The organism is Maritimibacter alexandrii, from assembly GCF_005871115.1.
Taxonomy (GTDB): Bacteria; Pseudomonadota; Alphaproteobacteria; order Rhodobacterales; family Rhodobacteraceae; genus Maritimibacter; species Maritimibacter alkaliphilus.
The window spans coordinates 177,706-203,645 of the sequence record NZ_SWKQ01000014.1; the positions used below are offsets into that span (position 1 = coordinate 177,706).

Below are 25,940 nucleotides of genomic sequence, written 5' to 3' on the forward strand. Positions count from 1 at the left end.
GCCGCACCCGCCCGGTCCGGACGGATGCGACGGTCCGCTGACTTACGAGGTCGCGAATTTGAGCAGCTTGATCGCGGCGAAATCGCTCACGTCGCCGCCGACACGCTTGGTCGCGTAGAACAGCACGTGCGGCTTGGCCGAGAACGGGTCGCGCAGGATGCGGGTGTCGGGGCGTTCGGCCACGGTATAGCCCGCGTGGAAATCCCCGAAGGCGATGGACATGGAGCCCGAGGCGATATCCGGCATGTCCTCGACGATCAGCACCGGATAACCCGCGAGACGCGCAGGCGCCTCGGCGGCCAGACCGTCGGACCACAGGAACCGGCCATCGGCATCCTTGAGTTTGCGCACCGCGCCCGCGGTCTTGGAGTTCATCACGAAGGACGCGCCCGCGCGGTATTCGGCATCCAGCGCGTAGATCAGATCGAACAGGCAATCCGCCGGGTCGATCCCGTTGAACGTGCCGTCCGCGCCGGACACGACATAGCCGATGTTGCCCCAGGTCCAGACATCCTCGTCCACCGTCGGGTGGGTGAGAAAGCCGGTGGGCTTGTCCACCCCGTCGCCCGAAACGAATGCCGCCGCTTCGGCACGCGCGAACTTGTCCGCGATCCGGCTGGCCAGCCAGGTTTCGATGTCGAAGGCGCTGTCGTCCAGCAGCCGCTGCGACGCCTTGGGCAGCGCCGAAAGCTCGTGCAACGGGATGGTGATGCGTTCGATGCTCGGCGTCGCGGTCTCGGACGACGGATCGGTCTCGGTCGCCCAGCCGGAGCCGAGGTCGCCGTGGTCGATCAGCACGTCATAGGACGTGGACTCGACGTTCACCACGTTGGCCACGGCGCGCAGCGAGGCGTTCGAGCGCAGCACGCTCTGGATCACGTCCGCCGTCTTGGGGTCGACCAGATAGCCACCGTCACCCGCAACGGCGGTCGACAGGCTTTTCTCTTCGATCACGATACCGCGCAGGGCATCGTCGTCACCCGAACGCACGTAGGCTTCGAAGGCTTTCTGGTGCGGGGCCTCGGTGTCGGCGGTCCGGGACAGAACCGGGCGCGCGGGGGAAAGGGATTTACGATCCAGCATGGTCAGTCGCTCTTCCTGTTGTTGAAGTCTGGTCTCAATGTCGTCGTTGAACGACCTGATTTCGCTCACGAAACGCGTCAGGGCGGTCTTCACCTCCCCAGCCGGGCCCGCCGTCTGCGGCATGTCCGACGGCGCGTGCGCCTTGGTCTCTTTCGTCATCATTCGGTCCTGTTGCGAGAGAGGGTGTGATCGCCGCCCGAGCTGTGCCGGGTCAGCATCAGGCGCGCATCGTCGATGATGTGCGCCAGTTGGCGAAAGCCGGCATCCTCGGGCGCATCGCCCTTGGCCCCGACCCGCGCACTGGGCAGCATGGGAAAGGTCACGAGAGACACCTCCCACAGCTCCAGTTCGGTGAGGAGCCGTTGGCCCCGGTCGTTCTTGGCGGCCCTGACGGTGCGATAGCCGATGGACAGCCCGTCGATGGCCCCGGCCTCGATCAGTCTCGCCGCCTCGCGCCCCTTGGCGATGTCGGTCAGAATGCGGCCCTTGACGTAAAGCCCGCGCGCATCCTCGCGCACCTCGTCCCAGACCCCGATGGGCTGGGCCGGATCGTGCTGCCAGAGCATCTTGACGTGCCCGCCGTCACGGGCGAGCGCCGTCAGGCAGGCGGCATAGGCGCCTTTCTGGACGATATCGCCACCCCGGTCGGCCTCGCCGAAGAAACTCGCGTAGCCTTCGATGGCGATGCCATCGGTGACCTCCTGCGTCTCGCCAAGGGCGACGAACTTGTGCTCCAACCAGAACGGCATGTGATAATCACTCATCCTCGGTCTCCTCGGTGGGGGGTGTGAGCGGCGGCAGACCCAGAAGGCTGCGTTTCTCGTCGTTCGTCAGGAAATCGGCCTGCGTCACCCGCGCCCATTGCTGGTCGCGCTCGGCGGCAAGCGCGGGCACCTGGTCGAGGTCGGGTTTCAGCGTCACGGTTTCGCCTGCGAAGCCCGACAGCCAATGCGACAGGGTCGCGGCGACCTTGGAGGCGAGCGGCAGCACCGTCAGGCGGTAGAACGCCCGGTTCGCTTCCTGATAATTCGCATAGGTCGCATCGCCGGGGATGCCGAGCAGCATGGGCGGCACGCCGAAAGCGGTCGCGATCTCACGCGCGGCGGCCTCCTTGGTCTTCTGGAATTCCATGTCCGACGGGCTGAACCCCATCGGCTTCCAGTCGAGCCCGCCTTCCAGCAGCATCGGACGCCCGGCATTGCGCGCGCCGATGTGATGCGCCTCCATTTCGTTCAGCAGCCGATCGTATTGATCCGGGGTCAGCGTCCCCTGCCCGTCGCTGCCCGAATAAACGATCGCGCCCGAAGGCCGCGCGGCGTTGTCGAGCAGCGCCTTGGACCAGGCGGTGGCCGAATTGTGCACGTCCAGCGCACTCGCCGCCGCCTGCATCGGGGACAGGCCGTAGTGATCGTCCTGCGGGTGGAACGTGCGCACATGGCAGATGGGCGACAGGCCCTCGCCGATGTTGAACCGATGTTTGCGCGCGCCCACGGTGTAGTCATAGGCCACCGGCCAGCCATCGGCGCCGGGGACGAGGCTCATGCGGTCCGAGCGCAGCACATGCAATTCCATCGGCACGCCGACATCGCCGCCCACCGCCTCGACATAGCCGTTGCCGGACAACAGCACCTGGCCGAACAGCGCCTCCAGCAGCTCGGCGCGGCCCTGCGCCGGGTTCGGCCGGGTCACCAGATCGAGCACCGGGTGCGTCTCGTAGCGTTGGAACGTGTCCTGAAGCACGAGCGGCAGGGCAGCGGCGGCTTCCGCGATCAGCTTGACCGCGCGAAAGCCGACCGGGTTCCCGGTGAAGCCGTTCTTCGTCAGGTTCACGGTGTCGCGCGGGCCCCAGACGACGCGGCCCGAGCCGCGATAGGCGATCACCGGACCGGTGGCCGAAGCCTTGGTCTCGGCGGGCGCAACCGGGCCCTTCTTCAGGAAATCGAATACCGCCATCGGCGCGTGCTCCTCGTTCCGTTCGCGGGTCTTGCCCGCACATCTGTCCCGTCCGCGTGGGGCGCTTGCCCCGTCACGGCGGATCGTTCCCTTTTAAGATCAGCACCTTACCCGGCGCGGCGTCGGCGAATTCCGACTTTGGACACCCTCGCAGAAAGGGTTAAAGAAGGGTTTAAAGCAGCGTACGCACCTGCGGCCGCCGCCATTTCGCGCCCGGTTCGACGACAAGATCGGTCAGCGCCCAGACCAGCGCATCTACCCGGTCCGGGCTGCCTTTGCCCTCGAAGCCCTGCACGGTCATCAGGCACATCTGGTCCTCGAGATCGCCCAGTCCCCGCAGATGCGACACGCGCCCCTGCTCATATAGCGCGGCCACGGGTTCGGCCCGCGCCGACTTACCCTTTGCCGCCCGCACACCGCGATAGGGCACCAGCGGGTCGATCTGGCGGATCACCGTCTCGACCAGATCGCCGCCCTGATTGACCTCGGCCACCAGCCGGTCCGCGCCATATCGCTCCATCGCGTCCAGCGCGGCGCGCGCCCAGTCGATGGGCTTCGCGGCCTTCACGCTCGCGTCTTCCAGCACCACCGCGCGCCACGCGCCCGGTGCGCCCTCGGTCACAGCACCGGCCACCACGATTCCGCATTCGTCCGATCCCGCGTGACCCGTGACAGGCGGGTCCACCGCCACCACGATCCGCGACAGCGGCGGCGGCCCGTCGATCCGGCAATCCTCCAGCATCGCGGTCGACCAGAACGCCCCCTCGCGGTCGTCGAGCAGAACGCCCTCCAGTTCCTGCCGCCCCAGCCGGGTGCCGCCATAGCGGGCCTCGATCTCTTCCAGAAAGCTTTTCGCCAGATTGGCCCTGTTCGCCGTCGTCGGCGCATGGGTCGTCACCGTCGAGGACAGGGTGAGCAGGCGCCGCAGAATCGGCACGTCGCGCGGCGTGGTCGTAACGACCTGCCGGGGATGGTCCCCCAGCCTGAGCGCGAATTGCAGCATGTCCCAGGCGTCATCGACCTTTTTCCACTTCGCCAATTCGTCGGCCCAAGCGGCATCGAACTGCGGCCCTCGCAGCCCCTCGGGTTCCGAGGCGGAAAAGGACGTCGCGGTCGCGCCGTTCGGCCACACGAGCCGCCGTTTCGTCGCTTCCCACGCCGGGCGGCGGTCGGGCGGCGCGCAGGCCACGATCCCGCTGTCGCCGAACACCATCACGTCGCGCACCTGATCGAAGGTCTCGCCGATCAGGGCCACGCGTCCGGCCCGCCCCGGCGACAGGGGCGCAGGCCCCTCGACCTGCGCGCGCACCCATTCGGCCCCGGCGCGCGTCTTGCCCGCACCGCGCCCGCCCAGGATGACCCAGGTGCGCCAATCCCCTTCGGGCGGCAGCTGATGATCCAGCGCCCAGAACTCGAACACGTAAGGCAACGCGACCAGCGCCGCGTCGTTCAACGTCTCCAGAAACTCAATCTGTTTCGAGGGAGTCAGCGATGCGAGCCAATTGGCGTTGAAGGTCGGTTCGGACCTTGTCGAGGTCGATTTCGGAAAGGTCATCGGCGGTATCCTTGAACAGGGCATCGAGACGGGCGCTTTCATCGCGCAGCGCAACCGCCGCCTTGGTCAGCAACTTCGACCAATCCACCGTGTCGTTGGCCGCCGTCACCTCGCCCGTCTTCAACGCTTCGGTCAGGTCGTTCATCGTTTTCAGCGCCCGCGCGAACTGGTCCGACGCGATCTTGTGGATCGCAACCGGGTCGGACGGATCGTCCGGGTCTGGCACATATCGCGTATTGTCGTCGGTCATGGACGGCTCCGGCATCGGCGCAGGTTCGGTCGGTTGCGCTCTGGACCGGCAGTCTGGCGAATTCGGGTGACGCTTGGGGAAACCCGCCGCACGGCGAATTAGGACGTATACAAGTGATTCTCTCCCCGACGCTCGTTTCGCGCCCGGAAAATCGCCGACAATCAGGCACATATCGGCGAAAACCCGCGTTCGGACACCAAATCCGCCGACCGCCTGACCCATCCCCGTGCTTTCCCTTCCCAAGCCCGCGCTCCTGCGATAGTTTCCCAAAAACTCCGGGGACTTGGCCCCGAGATCGACTGACATTGCACCGGGCACACCACAGGCCATGAAGCCGAATTTCGCGCTTGATTTCACCCATGACGGCATCCGCCTTCTGTTTCGCGCAGCGGGCGGCTGGGGCTATGTCGGGGAAGTGGCGCTGGACGATCCGAAGATGTCTGAGCATCTCAAGGCCCTGCGCGCGGTGGCCGAAGAGCTGGGCGAAGGCACCGTCACCTCCAAGCTCATCATCCCCGACAGCCAGATCCTCTATACGACGCTCGAAGCGCCCGGCCCCGACGATGCGGCGCGCGAAGTGCAGATCCGCGTCGCGCTCGAAGGGCGCACGCCCTACCCGGTGTCCGAGCTTGTGTTCGACTGGCGGGCCGAGGGCGATGTCGCCCGCGTCGCCGTTCTGGCCCATGAGACGATGGAAGAGGCCGAAGGCTTCGCGTCGCAATTCGGGTTCAACCCGGTCAGCTTCGTCGCGCGCCCCGCCAATGGGGCGTTCTCGGGTGAGCCGTTCTTCGGCAAGACCAAATCCGCGCCGCGCATTCTGGGTGGCAACGTGCGCGTCACGCCCGATGCGACCCCGGTGCCGCGCAATCCGCGCCAGATCGACTTGCCGGGCGGCATGTCCGTGCCCGCGCCGACGACGCGCCCCGAACCCGTCACGGCGCAGCCCGAACCCGAACCCGCGCCCCCCGAACCCGAGCAATCCGCACCCGCGCGCCCGATGCCGGACCCGACGCCCGCGTCGCGCCCTTCGGACCGTCCGGCGCTGGATGCCTTCCCGCGCGATCCCGGTGCGGACGAAACCGGAGAGGCCACCGCCCCCCGTGCGCCGGCGACGGCGCGCAAGCCCCGTGCAACCTCGGCCCCGCCCGTGCTCGCGCCGTTCCCGCCGACGCCGGACGACCCCACGGAAATCAGCGCCAAGCCGGCCTACAAACCGATCCAGCGGTCGCAGCCCGCCCCCGCACCGGACCGGCCAAAGGCGCCCGCCCCGGCGCGCGATCCCGAACCGGCCAAGACGGCGCCGACCCCCGCGCCCAGCGTCGCCGCGCCGGCCACCGAGCCCGAAACGCCGTCGTTCACGTCCCGCCGTGGCGCTCCGGCACCGGCGGCTCCTGCCCCGCGCCCCGCGCCGACCGCATCGGTCGGAGTGACCGAGCCGCGCATCTCGGACATCGACGACAGCGCATCGACCCCCGCCAAAGGCGACGATGCCGCCCAGAAGCCAAAGCCCCTCGTCATCGACGACACCCGCCCTGCCCCGCGCGGCCTGTCGGGCGAGGCCGAGACGCGCCGACAGGCGATGGCCCGTGCCATCAGCGCACCGACACCGACGCCGGGCGAGGAAAAGCCGGGCTTGTTGTCGCGGGTGTCCTCCGGCATCAGCGGCCTGTCCTCATCTGCCGGGTCGCGCCTGCGCCGCCCGACGAAGGACGAGGCGACGACACCGCTCGCCCCGCTCCCGGCACCGCCAGCGGACCTCGGCGACCCCGCCCCGGCCCCCGCCGCGAAAACACCCGATCCGGGCCCTGCAAAGCCTGCCAAGGCGGAGAAGCCGAAGCGTGCGCGCAAGGAAAAGCCGAAGGACAAGGAACTCGACGCGCGCTCGAAAGAGGCGGAATCGCTGACCGTCTTCGGCGCGCGCCGCAACCAGTCCACGCAACGCGGACGCCCGCGCTACATGGGCCTGATCCTGACCCTCGTCCTGCTGCTTCTCATGGCGGCCGCCGCGCTCTGGTCCACCGTCTTCCTCGACGACCAAGAGGTGACGCTGTTCAACCCGGACCCGGCCACGACACCGGCGGAAACCCCGGTGGCGACGGAAGACCCCGCTGCCACGACCGAAGCCGCCGTCGACCCTGAGCCAGAGCCTGAGCCGACCGTCGACACCGCCAGCGTTCTCACCGCCGAAGAGGCCGAAGCCCAATATGCGGTCACAGGCGTCTATCAGCGCGCGCCCGATCCGTTGGGCGAACCCGAGACGGCACGCGGCGACGATGTCTATGTCGCCTCCATCGACCCCGAGATTTCGGCAAGTGACGCATTGGCCCTGCCCGATCCGGGCACCGTGGCAGAAGCTCCGACCGATGCGCCGATACCGCCACCGCCCCCCGGAACATCCTTCGACCTCAACGAAGATGGGCTCGTCATTGCCACGCCGGAAGGGGCCGTTTCCCCCACCGGCGTGATCGTCATTCAGGGCCGCCCCTCCGTGGTGCCCGTGCCGCGCCCCGAAGGCATCGTGCCCGAAACGCAGGACGATGCGGCCCTCGACCTGCCGGCCGAGACCCCGACGATCTCCCCGCAGGCCCGGCCCGACAACCTCGCGGAACTCACCGAACGCGCCCAGTTGGGCGGGTTGAGCCGGGACGAACTGGCCGAACTGCGCCCCCGCGCCCGGCCTGACGGGCTCGACACGCAAGCCGCGCCCGACACGCGCACCGCCGCGCTCGACGACGCCGTGGAAGAGGCGCTGGACACGCCCGAGACGACGGCAGAGGCCGAGCAGACCGCCGTGATCGAAAACGCGACCGAACTCGCCGTGCTCACCTCCATGCGTCCGGGCCAGCGCCCGTCGAATTTCGCGGCCCTCGTGGAACAGGCCGTGCAGAGCGCCCAGAACGACGAAGAAGCGGCGGACGAGGCCGAGGACCACTCCGACGGCACCACCGTCGTGGCCGCCGCCGTGCAATCGAACCAGCCGATCATCCCGTCGTCGGCCTCGGTCGCGCGCACCGCTACGATGAAGAACGCCCTCAACCTCGGTCGGGTCAACCTGATCGGCGTGTACGGCTCGTCCTCATCGCGCCGCGCACTCGTGCGGATGGGCAACGGGCGCTACGTGAAGGTGTCGGTCGGTGACCGGCTCGACGGCGGACAGGTCGTCGCGATCTCGGACACCCGGCTCGTGTACCAGAAAGGCGGGCGTCAGTTCGCGCTCGACGTTCTGCCGCTGGGCTGACCCGGATTAACCGCCCGACAACTCTTCACGGATAAGACCGACATGACAGCCGGACTGGCGCGTGTTGGAGCTTTGGGCCGTGACAATTCAGGATAGACGACAGGAGTTCCGCCCCACCTCGGGTGAGGCTCCTTTCAATCTGGACGAGGTGTTCCTTTCGCGCACCGATGCCCGCGGCGTGATCGAATCCGGCAACTACGTGTTCCGCCGCGTGGCCCATTATGAATGGGACCGCCTGCTGGGCGCTCCGCACAAGATCATCCGCCACCCCGACATGCCCCGCGCGGTCTTCTGGCTCCTGTGGGACACGATCAAACAGGGCCGGCCCATCGGGGCTTATGTGAAGAACCGGGCCGAGGACGGGCTTTACTACTGGGTGTTCGCCGTCGTGATGCCGAATGGCGACGGCTATCTTTCGGCCCGCATAAAACCCACGAGCCCGCTCTTTCGTACGGTCGAGAAAGAATATGCCGCGCTGCGCGAGGTCGAGCTCACTGAAAAGATCGAGCCAGAGGAAAGCGCGCGCCGCCTGCTGGCCCGACTGGCCGAACACGGCTTTCCGACCTATGCCGAATTCGCGGCCCATGCGCTGTCCGAGGAGCTGACCGCGCGCGACACCGGCCTCGGTCGTCCGACCGACCCCCGCATGGATGCGCTGCGCGACACGATGGGCCATGCCGAGGCGCTCAAGACCGAGACCGAGGGGCTGATCCGCGACTTCAACGCCATGCGCACCGTGCCCCACAACCTGCGCGTCATCGCCTCGCGGATGGAACCCACGGGCGGGCCGATCTCGACCCTGTCCAAGAACTACGGGATCATGTCGCGCGACATGTTCGAATGGTTCGAGGCACATGTTCTGGGCGAAGACAGCAACTTTTCGTCGATCCAGTCCTCGGTGATCCAGACCCTGCTGATTCAGGGGCTTTCGCGCCTTCTGAACGCCTGCGACCTGCAACTGACCTTCGAACGGCGCAAGCTGGGCCACACCGACCTTGAAACCGAGCGCGAGATTCTTCGAAACCTCGTCGACGCCTACAAGGTCGAGGCGAGCAAGGCCATCTCGCTCGTGCAGGACGAGGCGCGGCGCATCCTGTCGGCCTGCGACACCATGGAACGTCATGTGCTCGGCCTGTCGACCACCCGCGTCATGTGCAAGATCGAGGGAGCGCGCCTGCCGAAATCGGGCGAAAGCCTGACGGATATCATCGGTCAGTTGAAGGTGTTCCAAGACAGGATCAGCACAAGACTTGATCGCATCATGCACCTCGGAAACGAAATACGCGACAGGCTGGGCTGAACGCGCTTTTCCGCCTGTCCGCCGCGCGCTGTGCATTGCCAATGTTACAGGCGGTTGCAAATATCGGCCCATGGAAACCTTTCTCCTCAATGCCACGATTTACCTCGGTGCCGCCGTCGTCGCCGTTCCCATCGCCATCCGTCTCGGGCTCGGCTCAGTTCTGGGCTACCTCGTCGCGGGCCTCCTGATCGGGCCGATCACGGGGATCGACGGGGGCGAGACCGAGGGGCTGATGCACTTCGCCGAATTCGGCGTGGTGATGATGCTGTTCATCATCGGTCTCGAACTCGACCCCGGCGCGCTGTGGGACATGCGACACAGGCTCATGGGGCTTGGCGGCCTTCAGGTGCTGCTCACAACCGGGGTCGTCACGGCGGGCGTCATGGTGCTTGGCGAAGGGTGGCAGGTCGCGCTCGCCGTCGGCCTCATGCTCGCTTTAAGTTCGACCGCTATCGTCCTGCAAACGCTGACGGAAAAAGGTTTGATGCAATCGCCGGGCGGGCGATCCAGTTTTTCGGTTCTGCTCACGCAGGATATCGCGGTCATCCCGATGTTGCTCATCCTCCCGTTCCTCGCCTCCAGCGGCGCGCACCACGGCGGGGAAGAGCATTCCAGCGTGTCCATCGTCGAGAACCTGCCAAGCTGGGGCGTCGCCCTCGTCACGCTCGGGGCCATCGCGGCGATCATCCTCGGCGGCCGCTACCTCGTGCGTCCGGTGTTCAACTTCATCGGCCGCGCTCGCCTGCGCGAAATGTTCACCGCCGTCGCCCTGCTGATCGTCGTGGGCATCGCCACGCTCATGAACATGGTCGGCCTGTCCCCCGCACTCGGCGCGTTCCTTGCGGGTGTCATGCTGGCGAACTCGGAATTCCGGCATCAGCTTGAAACCGACATCGAGCCCTTCAAGGGCCTGCTGCTGGGCCTGTTCTTCATCACCGTCGGCGCCGGGATGGACGTGCGCGGCTTCATCGCCGACCCCGCCCGCCTGATCGGCCTCGCGGTCCTGCTCATGGCGGCCAAGGCGGCGGTGCTCGCGCCGCTCGGCTACTTCTTCCACCTGCGCGGGCGGAACCTCTGGCTTTTCACTCTGGGCCTTGCGCAGGCCGGTGAATTCGGCTTCCTGATGGTGACGTTCTCGGCCCAGCAGGGCGTCATCACCAATGCCATCGGGCAGGACGTGCTAACGGTCATCGCGCTGTCCATGCTGCTGACGCCTCTCGCCTTCATCGCCTACGATTTCTACGACCGACGCGCGTCGGAAAAGACCGAGCACCATGAAGAGGATGAGATCGACCATACCTCCGACGTCATCATCGTGGGCATCGGCCGGTTCGGTCAGGTGGTGAACCGGCTCGTCCGGTCGGTGGGATACGAAACCACGGTCCTCGACAACAACCTGCAAACCATTCAGATGATGCGCAAATTCGGCGTGAAAGGGTTCTTCGGCGACCCGACCCGACCGGACCTGCTCAAGGCCGCGGGGCTGCTGTCGGCCAAGGTCCTCGTCGTCGCCGTCAACAGCCCGGAAGCCTGCATGAAAATCGTGGCGCACGCCCGCGCGCAACGCCCCGACATCCACATCATCGCCCGCGCCCGCGACCGGACGCATGTCTACGGGTTGTATCAGGCCGGGGCCAACGACATCGTGCGCGAGATGTTCGACTCCTCGCTGCGCGTCGGGCGCTATGTGCTGGAAAACATCGGCCTGTCCGAATTCGAGGCACACGAGGCCGAGCGCATGTTCTACAAGCACGACCGTCACATCATCCGCGAACTCGCGAACTATTGGGATCCCAAGCTGCGCGCCGACGAGAATGAGGCCTACCGCGAACGCGCCATGGCGCTCGATAAGGACATGGAAAGCGCGATGCTGACACAGCTCATGGCGCTGGATCAGGACCCCAAGCCTTCGCGTGACGACGACTTCGACGAGGATGACGAGGACGAGGCGAAAGCCTCCTAACCCTCGGACACGCCCGCCTCGGCGAAGGTCGCCATACCGCTGTGCGTGGCGACCGCACCCTTGAGCACGCCGATCGCCAATGCGGCGCCCGACCCCTCGCCGAGCCGCATTCCCAGCGAAAGAAGCGGCGTTTTGCCCAGCAGCGCTAGAAGCCGCCCGTGCGCGGCCTCTGCCGAGGCGTGACCGGCGACGGTATGATCCAACGCACCCTTCGCGGCCTGCTCAAGACAGGCCGCCGCCGCGGTGCAGATGAACCCGTCGAGGATCACCGGAATGCCCAGCACCCGCGCCCGCGCAATCGCCCCGGCCATCGCCGCGACCTCGCGCCCCCCGAGGCACCTGAGCGCCTCCAGCCCGTCCGAGGACGCGCCGGGGTTGGCTTTCAGCCCCTCGCGCACGACGCGCGCCTTGTTGGCAAGCCCCGCGTCGTCGACCCCGGTGCCGCGCCCCACCCAATCCTCGGCCATATCGCCGAACAGGGCATGGGCGATGGCCGCCGCCGAGGTGGTGTTGCCGATGCCCATTTCACCCGTCACCAACAGATCGGCCTGCGGGTCGACCGCGTTCCAGCCAACCTGCAAGGCCTCGATGACCTCGGCCTCGCTCATGGCCGGGCCTTGCGTGAAATCCGCCGTGGGGGTGTCGAGCGACAGGGCGTGAACGTCCATCTTCGCGCCGAATGCCTTGGCGAGCTGGTTGATCGCCGCGCCGCCCGCCTCGAAATTCGCGACCATCTGCACGGTCACGTCCGCCGGAAACGCCGACACGTCCTGTGCCGTCACCCCATGGTTGCCCGCGAAGACGATGACCTGCGGCGCGTTCAGGCCGGGCCGCGCGTCACCGCGCCATCCCGCATACCAGATCGCCAGATCCTCGAGCTGCCCCAGTGCCCCCGGCGGCTTCGTCAGTTGCCCATTGCGCGCCTGCGCCCCGGCGACGGCCTCGGCGTCCGGCTGCGGCAGGTCCGCGAGGATGGCGCGAAAGGCGTCGAGCGTCTCGAAGGGGGCGGTCATGGGCGTCTCCTGTTGATGTGTCGCGGGCGAAGGCTTACCGAGGTTTCATCAACGAGAACAAGGCGAAAGTCATGGCCCGTTCCGACCCCCTTGCCACCCCCGGCGACATCGCCGCTGCGCTGGCGCTTCTGACCCGGCTTCCGGTCCCGGCGGACCACGCCCGTGGCGCGCGTGCGTCTTGGGCCTGGCCCCTCGCCGGCGCCGTAACGGGCGCTGTCGCGGCGGGCGTTGGCGGAATCGCCCTGTGGCTGGGCCTGCCCGCCGCGCTCGCCGCCGCGCTGGTTCTGGCGACCCAGATCGTCCTGACCGGCGCATTGCACGAGGACGGGCTGGCCGATGTGGCCGACGGCTTCTGGGGCGGGCATGACATCGCGCGACGCCTCGACATCATGAAGGACAGTCGCGTCGGCAGTTACGGGGTGATCGCGCTGGTGCTCTCGCTCATCGCACGCTGGGCCGCGCTTGCCGCGCTCATGCCTTTCGGCGGTCTGTTTTGGGTTCTGGTCGCCACGGGCGCCCTTAGCCGCGCCCCGATGGCCGTGCTGATGGCCGCCATGCCGAATGCGCGGGGCGCGGGACTGTCGCAAAGCGTCGGCCGCCCGTCGCAGGCCACCGCGACCCTCGGCGTGCTCGTCGCGCTTTTCGCGGGCTTCCTGTGCCTCGGCACGAGTGCCCTCGCCCTGATCCTTTGGGTGTCGCTCGCAACACTCGCGATCGCCGCCATCGCGAAAGCCAAGATCGGGGGGCAGACCGGCGATGTCCTCGGCTCGGCTCAACAGCTTTGCGAAATTGCAGCCCTTGGCGCGCTGGTCGCCGTCAGCACATGAAAAAACGCCGCCCCAAGCGGAGCGGCGTTTTTTCAAATCATGCGGGTCTTGCGCGGATCAGGCGGCGCGCGAGGTCAGAACGCCGTCGACCTTTTCCTGCGCGGCAGCTTCGTCACCACCGGACACCGCAGCCACTTCGCGCGTCAGACGCTCCAACGCCGCTTCGTAAAGCTGACGCTCGGAATAGGACTGCTCGCGCTGGTCGTCGTTGCGGTGCAGGTCGCGCACGACCTCGGCAATCGAGATCAGATCGCCCGAGTTGATCTTCTGTTCGTATTCCTGCGCCCGGCGCGACCACATCGCACGCTTCACGCGGGCCTTGCCCTTAAGCGTGTCCATGGCTTTGGACACGACATCCGGCGACGAGAGCGAGCGCATACCCACTTCGGTCGCCTTGTTGGTCGGAACGCGCAGCGTCATCTTGTCCTTCTCGAACGAGATCACGAACAGTTCCAGCGTAAGCCCGGCGACTTCCTGTTCCTCGATGGATACGATCTGTCCGACGCCATGCGCGGGATAGACGACGTATTCGTTCGGGCGGAAATCAAGCTTCTTGGCTTTGCTCATCTTCAAGTACTTCCTTTCAGCACCTCGCGACCTGGGCGACAAAAACGCACGGTGCAAGGAAAGCTTCCTTACATCGTCGCGATTGTTTTTCGCAATTCAGGCACGCCCAGATTTGGCCCCCAATGGGCGCTGGTCAGGTGTCATGGTTCACAGCGAAGTTCTATATAGCGCAGAATCGCCGAATTTCAAAGGGTTCACGGCGGATTCGGGTGAATCCCCCCTGAATCCGCAGAGTTTGGCCTATGAAAGCCGCTGTTTTCGCCGCGCCGCAGCGCGGATCGGGCGAATCAGCCGCCCGGCGCTTCGGAGAAGTACTTCTCCAGTTTGCCCTCTTCCCCGTCGCGCTCTTCGGCTTCGGGGAGCGGGTCTTTCTTCTCGATGATGACCGGCCAGAGTTCCGAGTACTTGCGGTTGAACTCGACCCATTTCTCCGCTTCCGGTTCGGTGTCCGGGCGAATGGCGTCCGCCGGGCATTCCGGCTCGCACACACCGCAGTCGATGCATTCGTCGGGGTGGATCACCAGCATGTTCTCCCCCTCGTAGAAGCAATCCACGGGGCAGACTTCGACGCAGTCGGTGTATTTGCAGGCGATGCACTTGTCGTTGACGATATATGTCATGTCAGGTCCAGATACCGGTCGTTTCGGCTGTGCCTACCGCCCCCGGCGCAATCATTCAAGCCGGGACGGATCGTAAAGACGTGCGTTGCGTCTATCTTTCGCACTGGGACGACCCTTTCCTTCGAAACCGGGATTCGCCGGAACGTGCGTTTCCTGCGGGCTCAGATCGTCGTACAGCGCCTGCGCCTCGGGGGCCGGTCCGCGCCGTTCGGACAAGGCCTTGAGCCGGACCACGCGCACGCGCCGGGCCTGCGGAAAGGTCAGCACATCCCCCGCCCCGATCCCGTGCGATGCTTTGGCGACCTTGGTCCCGTTCACCCGCAGGTGGCCGGCGGCGATCAGTTTCGTCGCCAGTCCACGTGTCTTGAAGAACCGTGCGTGCCAGAGCCATTTGTCCGCCCGCATCGTGGCGCGCGGCCCGTTCGCGGACGGCTGGCCCTCCGGCGCCCCGGTCATTTCTTGTCTTTGAGCCCCATGAGCGCCTGCGCGAAGGGGTTGTCCGGGTCGATCGGCTTGTCCTTCTTCGGCGGTCGGGACGAGAAGGTCTTGGCCTTGCCGCCCTGCCCGCCTTTGCCCCGGTCGCCGTCGCGACGCGGCCCCTTGCCCTTGGGCTTGCCACCCTGCGGCTTGCCGCCCTGCCCACGGCGTTCGCCGCCGCGCGGGGCGCCGCCGCCTTTGCGGGCGAACCCGGCCCAGGTGAAGGTATAGTAGACTTCGACCTCCGGCTCGGCCGACGGCTCGGCATCCGGCGTGGCCTCGGCCTCGGATGCGCCCTCGGTTTCGGGAATCGGTTGCGGCTCGGCTTCGCCAGCCTCCGGCGTCGCCTCGGCCTCGCTCACCGGCTTGGCCTTGGGCCGCTCGCCCTTCTCGGCCTTGTACCCGAGACCGGACATAAGGTCCGCGAACTGCTCCAGCGTCATGCCTGTGATCGAAAGCATATCGGGGTTCGCTTCGAACCCGGCCTTGGAATCCTGTGCGCGAAGCTGGTCGGCCAGCCGTTCCAGCATGTCGATCCGGATCGCGCGGGCCCCGGCCTTGTGATAGCCGGACAGCGTATAAACCTCGTCGCCCACGCCTTCGATCACGGGGATCGTGACCAGACCCGGCGGCGGCGCTTCGGGAAATTCGTCCAGCCCATTGAACAGGCTCCACAGCACCAGACGCAGGCGCGTCGGCGCGGGCTTCAGCAGAAGCGGCATGAAGATCGTGAACTGCCCGAACCGGACGCCATGCTTGCGCAGGCTACCGCGCGCGTCCTGATCCAGCTCCTTGACCTCTCCCGCCACGTTTCCACGCGGGATGATGCCCAAAGCCTCGATCAGACGGAATGCGAAGCCACGGGCCAGCCCGGTCAGCGCCTCGTCCTTCTGCATGCCCAGCATCGGCTCGAACAGGCCTGCCACCTTGCGGTCGATGAAATGCTGCAAGCGGCGTGTGACCTTTTCGGCCACCTCCGTCCCCGCCTCGTCATCGACGAAGGCCTGCACGCGCGGGCGCAGAATGTCGTCGCCCTTGACCAGCTTGCCGACGGCGCTGTCGCCCCACATCAGCCCGCCCTGCTCGGTGAAATCGAGCTCGGTGTCGGGCGCGTTGTAGAACCGGTCCGCCCTTAGATGGAACTCGGGGGCCAGCGCGGCGACGGATGCCTGACGCAAAGTCTTGGCCTCGTCGGGCGACGACGACGTGTCCTGCCGGAACCTGAACCCTTCCAGCCGACCGACGAATTCGCCCTCGACGCTCACTTCACCCTTGTCGTTCACCTCGGCCACAAGGCCCTCCTTCTGCTTCAACCGGCGCAAAAGCACGGATGTGCGCCGATCGACAAATCGCTTGGTCAGTGCGGCGTGAAGCGCATCCGACAGGCGGTCTTCTACCGCACGGGTTTCGCCGCGCCAATGGCCTTCGTCGGCAAGCCACCCATTTCGCTGCGCCACATAGGTCCATGTGCGGATATACGCCAACCTTTTGGACAGGGTGTCGATTTCGCCATCAGTCCGATCAATCCGTTTGACCTGCCGCGCGAACCAATCTTCGTTCACCCGGCCATATTCGTGCAGGTCTGTGAAAAGCCTGTGAAGCAGCGTCACGTGCTCGGTCTGGCTGATGCCCCGAAAATCCGGCACCCGGCACACGTCCCAAAGCAGGCGCACGCTTTTGCCGTCATGCGCCCGCGCACTGACGACGGGATCGTCCGCCAGATCCCGCAGCGCAATCAGGTCGTCCGCCTCCCGCGCCTTCATCAGCCATTCGTCATCCGTGCCGACCTCGAGCGAGGCGATGAGCGCCTGCGCCGTGCCGTATTGCAGGTCCGAGTTGCGCCAGTTGAGCTTTCGGAGCGGCGTGAAGGAATGGTTGGTGATCGCCTCGACCACCTCGTCCTCAAGCGGCTGCGCCTCACCCGTCACGCCGAACGACCCGTCGGACATATACCGCCCGGCCCGCCCCGCGATCTGCGCCAGCTCATTGGGCGCAAGCCGCCGCATGCGCCGCCCGTCGAACTTCGACAGCGCCGAGAACGCCACGTGATTCACGTCGAGGTTCAGGCCCATCCCGATGGCGTCGGTGGCGACAAGGTAATCCACGTCGCCGTTCTGATACATCGCCACCTGAGCATTCCGGGTCCGGGGCGACAGCGCCCCCATGACCACGGCCACCCCGCCCTTCTGCCGCCGCATCAACTCGGCCAGCGCATAGAGGTTGTCGACGGAAAAGCCGACGATAGCCGAGCGCCCCGGCATCCGGCTGATCTTTTTCGACCCGGCGTAGGTGAGCGACGAGAAGCGCTCGCGCCGCATGAACTGCACCTTCGGCACCAGTGCGGCAATCGCCCCGCGCATGGTGTCGGACCCCATGAACAGGGTCTCATGCAGCCCCCGCGCGTTCAGCAGGCGTTCGGTGAACACATGGCCGCGTTCGGGGTCGGCGCAAAGCTGTATCTCGTCGATGGCGACGAAATCCGCGCCCAGCCCCTCCGGCATCGCCTCGACCGTGCAGACCCAGTATTGCGTCCGCTCCGGCACGATCCGCTCTTCGCCCGTAACCAGCGCCACCACGGAGGGGCCGCGCAGGGCGACGATCCGGTCATAAACCTCGCGCGCCAAAAGGCGCAGCGGCAGCCCGATGACTCCCGTGCGATGCGCCAGCATCCGTTCGATGGCGTAGTGAGTCTTGCCCGTATTCGTCGGGCCGAGAACGGCCGTGATGCCCGGCATCCACGCTCCCCGTCGCGCAAGTCGGCGCGCTAGATGGACTTTCCTTCGAGCGCGCCCTCAAGCCGCTCCACGGCCCTGATTAGCGACGGTCGGTGGGGATGTATAGACAGCGCCTCGGAATAGGCTTCGAGCGCGGCAGGATCGTTGCCGGTTTCCTCGAGGATACGGCCAAGCCCGGACAGCGCCCCGAAATGGCGCGGCTCCAGTTCCAGCGTGCGCGCGATGTCGTGCAGCGACGGGCCGATCAGCCCGGCCGCGTAATAGGCCGTGGCCCGCGCGTTCCAGCCCTCGGCGAAGTCTGGCGCGTTTTCGACCAGCGCGGTCAGATGCTCGATCGCCTCCTCGTACCGCTCTTCGGTCGTCGCCTCGCGACCCCGTTGCAGCAACAGGTCCATCGCGGGCGAGCCGGATTCGGACCATTCCGACCAGATCTTGTTCTCGATCTGCTCCCAACTGGTCTCATCCGCGTTTTCGAGCGAAGTGAACAACTCGTTCAACCGCTCGGCATCCGCGGCGAATGCGGGGCTGGCCAACAGGCAAAGCGTCAGGATCATGCGTCTCATGCCCACAGCCTAGCGCCGGACGCGCGCGGCTGTCATCACCATGTCGCGACCGCACGCCATATATGGCGCTAACCGCACGTCATTTGGCGCGATCCCCTGTTTCGCGCCCTGCGTGTGCCTGCTAACCTGACGGGGACGTAAACTTGGCATCTCAACCAATATTCGGAGGACCCTGAGGTGAGCGACGTGATCGACGCGGCAGTGACCGCACTCAACGAAAAGATGGAAGGTCAGGATTTCGACTCGACGGCGAAATTCGTGATCGAAGGCGAAGGTTCGGTCGTGGTCGACGGCAACGGCGCCCATGCCGGCGACGAGGACACCGACGTGACCCTGACCGCCAGCGCCGAAACCTTCGAATCCATGATGTCGGGCGACCTGAACCCGACGGCGGCCTTCATGGGCGGCAAGCTTGCCGTGGACGGCGACATGGGCACCGCCATGAAGCTGGGCGCGATCCTCGCCTGATGGATGACGCGCCGCTCTTCGACGATGTGGCCGAGGGGCCGAAAGGCGGGCGGGCCTATTGGCTCACCTGCCCCGACGGGGTGAAGATCCGTCTGGCCCATTGGCCGAAATCGGGACGGCGCAAGGCGCGGGGAACGGTGCTCCTGTTCCCCGGCCGCACGGAATACGCGGAAAAATACGGGCCCGCCGCCGCCGAATTCGCGACACAGGGCTATCACATGATTGCGGTGGACTGGCGCGGTCAGGGCATCGCCGACCGGGTGGCCGAGGATAAGCTTCTGGGCCACGTCGCGGATTTCGACGATTATCAGGTCGATGTCGACACGGTCATGGCGGCCGTGGCCGAGCTCGACCTGCCCAAGCCCTACTATCTCATCGGTCACTCCATGGGCGGCTGCATCGGCCTGCGCGCGCTGCATCGCAACCTGCCCGTGAACGCGGCGGTGTTTTCGGCGCCGATGTGGGGCATCGGTCTCGCCACATGGCTGCGGCCCGTGGCCTGGTCGCTGTCGTGGCTCACCCATTCCTTCGGCGACGGCACCAAGCTGTCGCCCGCGACCAAGCGCGAAGGCTACGTGCAGATCGCCCCGTTCGAGGACAACCAGCTGACCAAAGACCCCGAGATGTGGGCCTTCATGCAGCGCCAACTCGTCGCGCACCCGGAGCTTGCCTTGGGCGGCCCCTCGGTCACGTGGCTCTACCTCGCCCTGCGCGAAACCGCCTCGCTCGCCCGCACGCCGCCGCCCGCGATCCCGACGCTCACCTTTCTGGGGGCAGACGAACGGATCGTGGCGACGGAGCCTGTTCACAAGGTGATGGAACACTGGAAAAACGGCGAACTCGTCGTCGTCCCCAAGGCCGAGCACGAGATCATGATGGAAGTGCCGGACACGCGGGCGATGTTCTACCGGCGCACCGTGGAACACTTCCAAGCCCACGCGTAACTCTTTCCGGTCGTAAAATATCCCGGGGGAGATCTGGAGGGGGTAGAACCCCCTCCAGCGGATCGACGCGGGCCAAAGCCCGCGGCGAAACCCTTCACCGTCTCAGTGCGCCGGACGAATGAACGTCCCGTTGCGCAGATCCTGCATCGCCTGCATCAGTTCTTCGCGCGTGTTCATCACGATCGGCCCGTGCCACGCCACCGGCTCGGAAATCGGCGCGCCGGAGATCAGAAGGAACCGAACCCCCTCTTCACCCGCCTGCACGGTGACCTCGTCGCCCGAGCCGAAGCGCACGACCGTGCGGTTGCCCGACATGTCGCGGATGTTAACCTCCTGCCCGAACACCTCTTTCTCGAGCAGCACGCCCGACGGTTTCGACGCGTCGACGAACGCCGCCGCCCCTTGGAACACATAGGCGAAAGCCCGGCGATAGGTGTCGATCTTGAAGGTCTTCTTCACCCCCGCCGGGATCGTCACGTCCAGATACTGCGGGTCCGCCGCGATCCCGTCGACCGGGCCGCGTTTGCCCCAGAACTCGCCCGCGACCACACGAACCACCGTGCCATCGTCATCGGTGACTTCGGGGATCTCCTTGGACGCGATGTCCTGATAGCGCGGATCGGTCATCTTGAGCGAGGACGGCAGGTTGCCCCAAAGCTGGAACCCGTGCATCTGGCCCTTGGCGTTCCCGGTCGGCATTTCCTGATGCATGATGCCGGAGCCTGCGGTCATCCACTGGATGTCGCCCGCGCCCAGCGTGCCACGGTTGCCAAGGCTGTCGCCATGCTCGACCGTGCCTTCGAGCACGTAGGTGATCGTCTCGATCCCCCGGTGCGGGTGCCACGGGAAGCCCTTGATGTAATCCGAAGGCATCTCGCCCCGGAAATCGTCGAACAGAAGAAACGGATCGAAGGCCTCGGGATCGCCGAAGCCGAAACCGCGATGAAGTTTGACCCCGGCACCTTCCATCGTGGGTTGGGCGGGGGTCTGGGAGATAACGGGACGAATGGACATGAGCGTCTCCTTTCGACCCGTAACTTAGGGTTGCACGTGGCCCGCAACAATCCGCCGCCACGCTTCGAGGCGGCGCAGTTTCTGTGCACGCAGGCACAGATCCGGGCAGATCAGGACCGCGCCGGGCAGCTGTTCACGTATTCCCAGCACAATTGCGGGCCGAAGCGCGGCTCGGTGAACACGGTGTCGATGAAGGTGTTGTTCTTCATGAACCCCCAGCCCGACTCGTAGTTCTCCGTCGATACGGTCTTCAGCATCGGCGGGATGAAGGGCGCGACATAGTCGACGCTGGTTTCGACCATGACGATCCGCTCGCCGAAGCCCAGAAGCGGCACCACGGCATTCAACGCGTCGAGGTCGTCGGATTCGTAGGTGTCCACGCCATTGGTCGCGCGCGACCAGTCCAGAACCAGCACCCGGTTGTCGGCATCGCCGCAATCGCCGTTGCAGTAAAGCTGGGTGACGCGCACCCATGTGTCGTTGTCGCCCTGCGTCAGATAGCGAAAGACCGAGCGCACGCCGTTGAGATAGGTCGTGTTGATCGACGCGGTTTCGCGCGACATCAGGTCCGAGATCGCGTAGTTGCCCTTCAGCGCCAGATTGCGGGCGCGGAACACGTCGAAGATCGTGTAGACCGTCAGAAAGCCCCAGATCAGCAGCGGCAGGATCAGCACCATCTCGACGGTGAGCGAGGCGTCTTCGTCCCGAACGAACCGGCGGATCGAAAAATGTGGTTCCATCTGTCGCCCTCCCCTCACGGTTCGTTCACGAAGGTCGAGGCGGCGACGACGGCGTATTGACCGGCTTCGTCCAGCGGGGCGAGGTCCAGAACCCATTTCGACGGGGCGAAGAACGGGTCGACCTTGGCGCAGGCGCGCACGATCATGATGTCGTTGGCCAGCCCGAAGGTGACGTTGACGACCGGCTGGATTTCAGCCGACTGGTCGGTGCAGGTCGTGTTGCCCGCCGGGAAAGACCACGTATCGGTCGAGATCGGGGTCAGTTCGACCAGCAGGTTCGAATTGCAATTCGAGATGATCGGCGCCCGATTGCACAGTGTCGTCTTGAGCGCCCCCTGGGTCTGCGTATCGACCAGCCCGAGGCGCAGTTCGCGCACCGTCGTGTCGAGCGACTTGTCCAGCATGACCGACCTGAGAAGCAGGACGGACATTTCGAACGACGATAGGAACAGCGTCATCAGCGCGGGGAAGAGGATGACGAACTCGATCGAGGCCGTTCCGTCTTCCCGTCTGATTGCCTGTTTTATTCTTTTTAGTATGCCTGCCCGATGTGTCATTTCAGAACACTAGCCTCAGTTTCGAGATTTCCCTTGCGATGGCCGCGAAGGCCGCCGAGATATCCAGACCGTCGACGTCGAAGTAATAGGCCGGTGCCGACGCGCAGCTGCGCATGATGTCGTGCTGGCTGCCGCTCACCTCGAACCCGATCGTGAAGACGACCATGCCCGCGTTCTTCGCCGCCGTGCAGATCTCGTCCAGATTGTCGTTCTTTTCGCTATAGTTGAAATAGTCGTGCGCATCCGCGAGGAAGTTCCACTGGTCATACCAGTTGGCGGTCTTCTGAAGCCACAATTGCGGGAAGGTCAGCTGCGTGGCGCCGTTGCCTTCGTACACCATCTCGCATTCTTCGACCCAGTTGTACTGCCACCACCAGTACCCCCAGTATTGCCGGACCGAATGGCATTCCTCGTACTCGCCCTCGCCGTACGGGTGGTCGAGCCACTGACCACCGTTCACCCAGTAATAGCGATCGTCGTCGGCGTCGTAGACCGACCAGTCGTTCGAGCTGTTGGCTTTGTAAACGCCCGACGGCCCGCTGTGATACCCGCGCCGCAGATAGTCCTGCGAGGTGTTTTCGCCGTCCGTCATCAGCACGATGACCTTTTCGATCCCGCGCTGGGTGTATTCGAACGGGCGGCCATCGAAGGCCTCGTTCACTTCGTTCGCGGCCACGAGGTCCGAGATCGCGGGCTGCGCCGCCGGGTCCAGAAGGGCCGCGCCCCATTTCATCCCGAGGTCGATCGAGGTGTTGCCGCTCGCGCCCAGATCGTCGATCTCGTCGCGCAGAGCCTCGGCGGAGAAGCCCATCGGGTAAATCTCGCGCCAGTAGTCGTTCGTGCTGCCGGAATAATCGTTGTAGCAGGGCGAATTCGAGCCGGGGTTCGGCGTGCTGTTGGTGCCGCCCGACGGGTCGAAATAGCCGGTAAGCTGGATCGGATCGCCGTAAAGCGCGGGCAGCGGGCGCCCGTTCGTCACGAAGGTGTCGAGCGAGAAGGTCGGAACGGCGACGGTGTCGAACTCGTCCTCGTAGAAGGTGATGCACCGGCTTTCGGTGTGCTCGCTCGTATGGTTGAACCGCTGCAGCAGGTTCGACGGCAGCAGCACCTGTTCGGCGTAGGGCACGATGTTGATCGAGATGTCGCCCTCGGTCAGCGTGCAATCCTCGGTCTCGTCCGCATCGGCGGGGTTGCACAGCATGACGTTGACGAACCGTTTGGCGGCCCGACGAAGTTCATAGATCTTGGAATAGCCGGAACTGGACGAGTTGCCCATCGAACCGGACACGTCGAGCACCAGTGAGATCTCGGACAGCGACAGCGCCTCTTCGGCGCCGCCTTCGGTGTAGAGGCCCAGATCGTACATATGCGCCAGACGCAGGAAAGTGGTCGGCATGAGCGCGCTGACCGAGGCCTCGACCCGCCGTGTGGTCACGGCCACGTCGTCGGCCACCTCGCCGTTCGTCTGGTTCTCGAAGACGTCGATGTCGTCCTGACTGATGACATGGCCCAGACCGGCCTTGGTGAAGTAGTCCAGTACCACCTCTTCCGGGTCCAGATCCTGATCCAGCGACGCGGCGGCAAGGATCGCACGGTCGAGCGTGCCCTGCACATGCACCCTGTGGGTTTCATAGCGCATCGTGTCGACCGCGATACCGCCCGCCAGACACATCAGCATGAAAACGGCGATCCCGAATATGATGAACGACCCGCGCTCGTCACGCAGGAACCCCTCGGGATTGTCCACCCGTTGCGTGGTCTTCCGATCTTTCAGGCCGTGATCCGTCATCGTCCCGTCTCCCGCGTCAAAACGCATCATCCGCGTTCGAAACACGGATTTCACCGCGATCCAGAGACCTCAGAACCACGGCGGAATTGAGGCGAATGTTTGATATTTGAAACTCACCATGCAGCTTTCCGGGACAGTGAGCCGCCGCTGCGCTCCAGCGTTTCCCGGTCGCGCACAATCCGCCACGAAAATTCCGCGTGGGTTAGCGAACCATGACCTGAATACGGACGTGACCGGACCGGTTGTTGTGGCCCACCCGCCCACGTCCTATGTCTTGACCGACACACGAACAGGAGACTTCATGCGCATCCCGACCAAGCCCAGCCCCGTCTTCGACGCCGCCACCGACCCCGCAGGGTCCGGCAAGGATTTGGGAAATCTGCCCGACTGGGATCTGAGCGACCTCTACGCGGCCCCCGACGCGCCGGAAGTGACCCGCGACCTCGACCGGCTGAAAACGCTCTGCGCCGACTTCGCCGAACGCTACGAAGGCAAACTGGCCGATCTGGACGCCCAGGGCATGCTCACCTGCGTCACGGCGCATGAGGAGATCGACCGCATCGCCGGGCGGCTCATGTCCTACGCGGGTCTGCGGTATTATCAGGTCACCACCGATGGCGAACGGGCGCAGTTCCTGCAAAACTGTCAGGAAAAGCTGACGGACTACACCACGCCGCTGGTGTTCTTCTCGCTCGAAATCAACCGTATTCCGGACGCCAAGCTGGACGCGCTGTTCGAGGCCAATGCCGATCTGGCCCGCTACAAACCGATCTTCGACCGCCTGCGGGCGATGCGGCCCTACCAGCTGTCCGACGAGTTGGAAAAATTCCTGCACGACCAGTCCGCCGTCGGCTCCGCCGCGTGGAACAAGCTGTTCGACGAAACGATGGCCCGCCTCACCTTCTCGCCCGAAGGCGAGGACGAAGACCTGTCGCTCGAGGCCACCCTGAACCTTTTGTCCGAGCAGAAACGCTCCCGCCGCGAAGCGGGCGCGCGCGAACTGGCCCGCGTGTTCGGCGAAAACCTCCCCCTCTTCGCCCGCGTGCACAACACGCTCGCCAAGGAGAAAGAGATCGAGGACCGCTGGCGCAAGATGCCCTCGGCCCAGACCGCGCGCCACCTGTCGAACCATGTCGAACCCGAGGTGGTCGAGGCGCTCAGAAACGCCGTGGTCGACGCCTATCCGAAGCTGTCGCACCGTTACTATGCGCTCAAGGCCAAATGGCTCGGGCTCGAAACAATGGAGGTCTGGGACCGCAACGCGCCGCTCCCGATGGAGGAGGAGCGGGTCATCGACTGGCCCAAGGCACGCGAGATGGTACTGTCGGCCTATGCAGGCTTCGACCCGGAAATGGCCGCCATCGCCGAGCCGTTCTTCGACCGCGGCTGGATCGACGCCGGCGTGAAACCCGGCAAGGCCCCCGGCGCCTTCGCCCACCCCACCGTGACGGACGCGCATCCTTACGTTCTGCTCAACTACCTCGGCAAACCGCGCGACGTGATGACGCTGGCGCACGAACTGGGCCACGGCGTGCATCAGGTGCTGGCCGCCGGTCAGGGCGAGCTTCTGGCCGACACGCCTCTTACGCTGGCCGAGACCGCAAGCGTCTTCGGCGAGATGCTCACCTTCCGCAAACTGCTGGCCGAAGCGCCCGATGCGGCCCAGAAAAAGGTGCTGCTCGCGGGCAAGGTCGAGGATATGATCAACACGGTCGTGCGCCAGATCGCGTTCTACGACTTCGAATGCAAACTGCACGAAGCGCGCCGCACCCGGGGCGAACTCACCACAAACCAGATCAACGAGCTGTGGATGAGCGTGCAGGGCGAAAGCCTCGGCCCGGCGTTCACCTTCATGGACGGCTACGAAACCTTCTGGTCCTACATCCCCCACTTCGTCCACTCGCCGTTCTACGTCTACGCCTATGCCTTCGGCGACGGCCTCGTGAACGCGCTTTACGCCGTCTACGAAGAGGGCGATCCGGACTTCCAGAAGAAGTATTTCGAAATGCTGAAGGCCGGCGGGTCCAAGCACCATTCCGAACTGCTCAAACCTTTCGGTCTCGACGCCTCGGACCCGAAATTCTGGGACAAGGGCCTGAGCATGATTTCGGGCTTCATCGACGAACTCGAAGCGATGGAAGACTGAGGTTTCGACGCGGGCTTGCGCCCGCGTCGACCCGTTGGAGGGGGCTGCCTGCCCCCTCCAAACCTCCCCCGGGGATATTTTCCGACCGGAAAGAGAATGGGCGCGGCACCCTGCTTTCCGGTCCGAAAATATCCTGCA

Annotated in this window: 22 protein-coding genes; 7 read left to right on the forward strand and 15 right to left on the reverse strand. The window is 65.4% G+C overall.

Annotation, left to right across the window (positions count from 1 at the left end; all coding sequences use genetic code 11):
* Nucleotides 1-42: 42 nt before the first annotated feature.
* From FCT00_RS17525 to FCT00_RS17545, 5 genes are all read right to left on the reverse strand, one after another.
* Complete coding sequence (locus FCT00_RS17525) at nucleotides 43-1,245, reverse strand: phage major capsid protein (protein WP_008329388.1); 1,203 nt, start codon at nucleotides 1,243-1,245, stop codon at nucleotides 43-45.
* Nucleotides 1,242-1,847 carry an HK97 family phage prohead protease gene (locus FCT00_RS17530; protein ID WP_235889162.1) on the reverse strand — a complete coding sequence of 202 codons (606 nt, stop codon included), beginning with the start codon at nucleotides 1,845-1,847 and terminating at the stop codon, nucleotides 1,242-1,244. Before FCT00_RS17530 ends, FCT00_RS17525 begins: the two co-directional genes overlap by 4 nt.
* Nucleotides 1,840-3,036, reverse strand: a complete 1,197-nt coding sequence (locus tag FCT00_RS17535) for a phage portal protein (RefSeq protein ID WP_138424050.1) — start codon at nucleotides 3,034-3,036, stop codon at nucleotides 1,840-1,842. The genes FCT00_RS17530 and FCT00_RS17535 overlap by 8 nt, the downstream gene beginning before the upstream one ends.
* A gap of 172 nt (nucleotides 3,037-3,208) precedes the next feature.
* On the reverse strand, nucleotides 3,209-4,591 hold the full coding sequence (locus tag FCT00_RS17540) for a DNA-packaging protein (RefSeq protein WP_235889163.1): 1,383 nt from the start codon (nucleotides 4,589-4,591) through the stop codon (nucleotides 3,209-3,211).
* A complete protein-coding gene (locus FCT00_RS17545; protein ID WP_040884445.1) occupies nucleotides 4,503-4,841 on the reverse strand; it encodes a hypothetical protein in 339 nt (112 codons plus the stop codon). The genes FCT00_RS17540 and FCT00_RS17545 overlap by 89 nt, the downstream gene beginning before the upstream one ends.
* A 328-nt stretch (nucleotides 4,842-5,169) precedes the next feature.
* Here FCT00_RS17545 and FCT00_RS17550 point away from each other — a divergent pair, with 328 nt between their 5' ends.
* The 3 genes from FCT00_RS17550 to FCT00_RS17560 all read left to right on the forward strand — a co-directional run bounded on the left by FCT00_RS17550 (nucleotide 5,170) and on the right by FCT00_RS17560 (nucleotide 11,342).
* A complete protein-coding gene (locus FCT00_RS17550) occupies nucleotides 5,170-8,079 on the forward strand; it encodes a hypothetical protein (protein ID WP_138424051.1) in 2,910 nt (969 codons plus the stop codon).
* A 79-nt stretch (nucleotides 8,080-8,158) separates the two neighbouring features.
* Nucleotides 8,159-9,379 (forward strand): PAS domain-containing protein, encoded by a 1,221-nt coding sequence (locus FCT00_RS17555; RefSeq protein ID WP_138424052.1) that lies wholly within the window; start codon nucleotides 8,159-8,161, stop codon nucleotides 9,377-9,379.
* Between the two features lie 70 nt (nucleotides 9,380-9,449).
* Nucleotides 9,450-11,342 carry a monovalent cation:proton antiporter-2 (CPA2) family protein gene (locus FCT00_RS17560; RefSeq protein ID WP_008329405.1) on the forward strand — a complete coding sequence of 631 codons (1,893 nt, stop codon included), beginning with the start codon at nucleotides 9,450-9,452 and terminating at the stop codon, nucleotides 11,340-11,342.
* Here the strand turns inward: FCT00_RS17560 and cobT are convergent.
* Nucleotides 11,339-12,355 carry a nicotinate-nucleotide--dimethylbenzimidazole phosphoribosyltransferase gene (gene cobT, locus FCT00_RS17565; protein WP_138424053.1) on the reverse strand — a complete coding sequence of 339 codons (1,017 nt, stop codon included), beginning with the start codon at nucleotides 12,353-12,355 and terminating at the stop codon, nucleotides 11,339-11,341. The genes FCT00_RS17560 and cobT overlap by 4 nt on opposite strands.
* A 71-nt stretch (nucleotides 12,356-12,426) precedes the next feature.
* Here cobT and cobS point away from each other — a divergent pair, with 71 nt between their 5' ends.
* Complete coding sequence (gene cobS, locus FCT00_RS17570; protein ID WP_171043032.1) at nucleotides 12,427-13,182, forward strand: adenosylcobinamide-GDP ribazoletransferase; 756 nt, start codon at nucleotides 12,427-12,429, stop codon at nucleotides 13,180-13,182.
* 57 nt (nucleotides 13,183-13,239) lie between these two features.
* Here the strand turns inward: cobS and FCT00_RS17575 are convergent, their stop codons facing one another.
* The 5 genes from FCT00_RS17575 to FCT00_RS17595 form a co-directional block, all read right to left on the reverse strand.
* Nucleotides 13,240-13,749 (reverse strand): CarD family transcriptional regulator, encoded by a 510-nt coding sequence (locus FCT00_RS17575; protein WP_008329411.1) that lies wholly within the window; start codon nucleotides 13,747-13,749, stop codon nucleotides 13,240-13,242.
* A gap of 287 nt (nucleotides 13,750-14,036) precedes the next feature.
* Nucleotides 14,037-14,369, reverse strand: coding sequence for a ferredoxin FdxA (gene fdxA, locus FCT00_RS17580; protein WP_008329412.1), 333 nt, complete (start codon nucleotides 14,367-14,369; stop codon nucleotides 14,037-14,039).
* Between the two features lie 51 nt (nucleotides 14,370-14,420).
* Entirely contained in the window at nucleotides 14,421-14,825 is a 405-nt protein-coding gene (locus FCT00_RS17585; protein WP_138424055.1) for an RNA-binding S4 domain-containing protein, read from the reverse strand.
* A complete protein-coding gene (locus FCT00_RS17590) occupies nucleotides 14,822-17,581 on the reverse strand; it encodes a helicase-related protein (RefSeq protein WP_138424056.1) in 2,760 nt (919 codons plus the stop codon). Before FCT00_RS17590 ends, FCT00_RS17585 begins: the two co-directional genes overlap by 4 nt.
* A 29-nt stretch (nucleotides 17,582-17,610) precedes the next feature.
* Nucleotides 17,611-18,144, reverse strand: coding sequence for a tetratricopeptide repeat protein (locus FCT00_RS17595; RefSeq protein WP_235889165.1), 534 nt, complete (start codon nucleotides 18,142-18,144; stop codon nucleotides 17,611-17,613).
* Nucleotides 18,145-18,321: 177 nt separating this feature from the next.
* Between FCT00_RS17595 and FCT00_RS17600 the strand changes: the two genes are divergently transcribed.
* Both FCT00_RS17600 and FCT00_RS17605 read left to right on the forward strand, forming a co-directional pair.
* Nucleotides 18,322-18,612, forward strand: a complete 291-nt coding sequence (locus tag FCT00_RS17600) for an SCP2 sterol-binding domain-containing protein (protein ID WP_008329421.1) — start codon at nucleotides 18,322-18,324, stop codon at nucleotides 18,610-18,612.
* Nucleotides 18,612-19,556: an alpha/beta fold hydrolase gene (locus tag FCT00_RS17605; protein WP_138424057.1), complete on the forward strand. Its 945-nt coding sequence runs from the start codon at nucleotides 18,612-18,614 to the stop codon at nucleotides 19,554-19,556. The genes FCT00_RS17600 and FCT00_RS17605 overlap by 1 nt, the downstream gene beginning before the upstream one ends.
* Before the next feature lie 102 nt (nucleotides 19,557-19,658).
* On the opposite strand, the gene FCT00_RS17610 is transcribed toward FCT00_RS17605, so the two are convergent.
* From FCT00_RS17610 to FCT00_RS17625, 4 genes are all read right to left on the reverse strand, one after another.
* Nucleotides 19,659-20,570: a pirin family protein gene (locus FCT00_RS17610; protein WP_138424058.1), complete on the reverse strand. Its 912-nt coding sequence runs from the start codon at nucleotides 20,568-20,570 to the stop codon at nucleotides 19,659-19,661.
* A gap of 110 nt (nucleotides 20,571-20,680) precedes the next feature.
* Nucleotides 20,681-21,310, reverse strand: a complete 630-nt coding sequence (locus FCT00_RS17615; protein WP_138424059.1) for a TadE/TadG family type IV pilus assembly protein — start codon at nucleotides 21,308-21,310, stop codon at nucleotides 20,681-20,683.
* Between the two features lie 14 nt (nucleotides 21,311-21,324).
* Nucleotides 21,325-21,867 (reverse strand): TadE/TadG family type IV pilus assembly protein, encoded by a 543-nt coding sequence (locus FCT00_RS17620; RefSeq protein ID WP_040884450.1) that lies wholly within the window; start codon nucleotides 21,865-21,867, stop codon nucleotides 21,325-21,327.
* A 1-nt stretch (nucleotide 21,868) separates the two neighbouring features.
* Nucleotides 21,869-23,656, reverse strand: coding sequence for a TadE/TadG family type IV pilus assembly protein (locus FCT00_RS17625; protein WP_171043033.1), 1,788 nt, complete (start codon nucleotides 23,654-23,656; stop codon nucleotides 21,869-21,871).
* 301 nt (nucleotides 23,657-23,957) lie between these two features.
* Here FCT00_RS17625 and FCT00_RS17630 point away from each other — a divergent pair, with 301 nt between their 5' ends.
* Nucleotides 23,958-25,802: a M3 family oligoendopeptidase gene (locus FCT00_RS17630; RefSeq protein ID WP_138424061.1), complete on the forward strand. Its 1,845-nt coding sequence runs from the start codon at nucleotides 23,958-23,960 to the stop codon at nucleotides 25,800-25,802.
* Nucleotides 25,803-25,940 lie beyond the last annotated feature (138 nt).

Bases quoted from the DNA above. Each gene is read 5' to 3' on its own strand.
- FCT00_RS17540 (WP_235889163.1), bottom strand. From the start codon at position 4,591: ATGACCTTTCCGAAATCGACCTCGACAAGGTCCGAACCGACCTTCAAC.
- FCT00_RS17560 (WP_008329405.1), top strand. From the start codon at position 9,450: ATGGAAACCTTTCTCCTCAATGCCACGATTTACCTCGGTGCCGCCGTC.
- FCT00_RS17610 (WP_138424058.1), bottom strand. From the start codon at position 20,570: ATGTCCATTCGTCCCGTTATCTCCCAGACCCCCGCCCAACCCACGATG.
- FCT00_RS17530 (WP_235889162.1), bottom strand. From the start codon at position 1,847: ATGAGTGATTATCACATGCCGTTCTGGTTGGAGCACAAGTTCGTCGCC.
- fdxA (WP_008329412.1), bottom strand. From the start codon at position 14,369: ATGACATATATCGTCAACGACAAGTGCATCGCCTGCAAATACACCGAC.
- FCT00_RS17550 (WP_138424051.1), top strand. From the start codon at position 5,170: ATGAAGCCGAATTTCGCGCTTGATTTCACCCATGACGGCATCCGCCTT.
- cobT (WP_138424053.1), bottom strand. From the start codon at position 12,355: ATGACCGCCCCCTTCGAGACGCTCGACGCCTTTCGCGCCATCCTCGCG.
- FCT00_RS17575 (WP_008329411.1), bottom strand. From the start codon at position 13,749: ATGAGCAAAGCCAAGAAGCTTGATTTCCGCCCGAACGAATACGTCGTC.
- FCT00_RS17625 (WP_171043033.1), bottom strand. From the start codon at position 23,656: ATGACGGATCACGGCCTGAAAGATCGGAAGACCACGCAACGGGTGGAC.
- FCT00_RS17630 (WP_138424061.1), top strand. From the start codon at position 23,958: ATGCGCATCCCGACCAAGCCCAGCCCCGTCTTCGACGCCGCCACCGAC.
- FCT00_RS17535 (WP_138424050.1), bottom strand. From the start codon at position 3,036: ATGGCGGTATTCGATTTCCTGAAGAAGGGCCCGGTTGCGCCCGCCGAG.
- FCT00_RS17595 (WP_235889165.1), bottom strand. From the start codon at position 18,144: ATGAGACGCATGATCCTGACGCTTTGCCTGTTGGCCAGCCCCGCATTC.
- FCT00_RS17620 (WP_040884450.1), bottom strand. From the start codon at position 21,867: ATGACACATCGGGCAGGCATACTAAAAAGAATAAAACAGGCAATCAGA.
- FCT00_RS17605 (WP_138424057.1), top strand. From the start codon at position 18,612: ATGGATGACGCGCCGCTCTTCGACGATGTGGCCGAGGGGCCGAAAGGC.
- FCT00_RS17525 (WP_008329388.1), bottom strand. From the start codon at position 1,245: ATGATGACGAAAGAGACCAAGGCGCACGCGCCGTCGGACATGCCGCAG.
- FCT00_RS17590 (WP_138424056.1), bottom strand. From the start codon at position 17,581: ATGCCGGGCATCACGGCCGTTCTCGGCCCGACGAATACGGGCAAGACT.
- FCT00_RS17615 (WP_138424059.1), bottom strand. From the start codon at position 21,310: ATGGAACCACATTTTTCGATCCGCCGGTTCGTTCGGGACGAAGACGCC.
- FCT00_RS17545 (WP_040884445.1), bottom strand. From the start codon at position 4,841: ATGACCGACGACAATACGCGATATGTGCCAGACCCGGACGATCCGTCC.
- cobS (WP_171043032.1), top strand. From the start codon at position 12,427: ATGGCCCGTTCCGACCCCCTTGCCACCCCCGGCGACATCGCCGCTGCG.
- FCT00_RS17585 (WP_138424055.1), bottom strand. From the start codon at position 14,825: ATGACCGGGGCGCCGGAGGGCCAGCCGTCCGCGAACGGGCCGCGCGCC.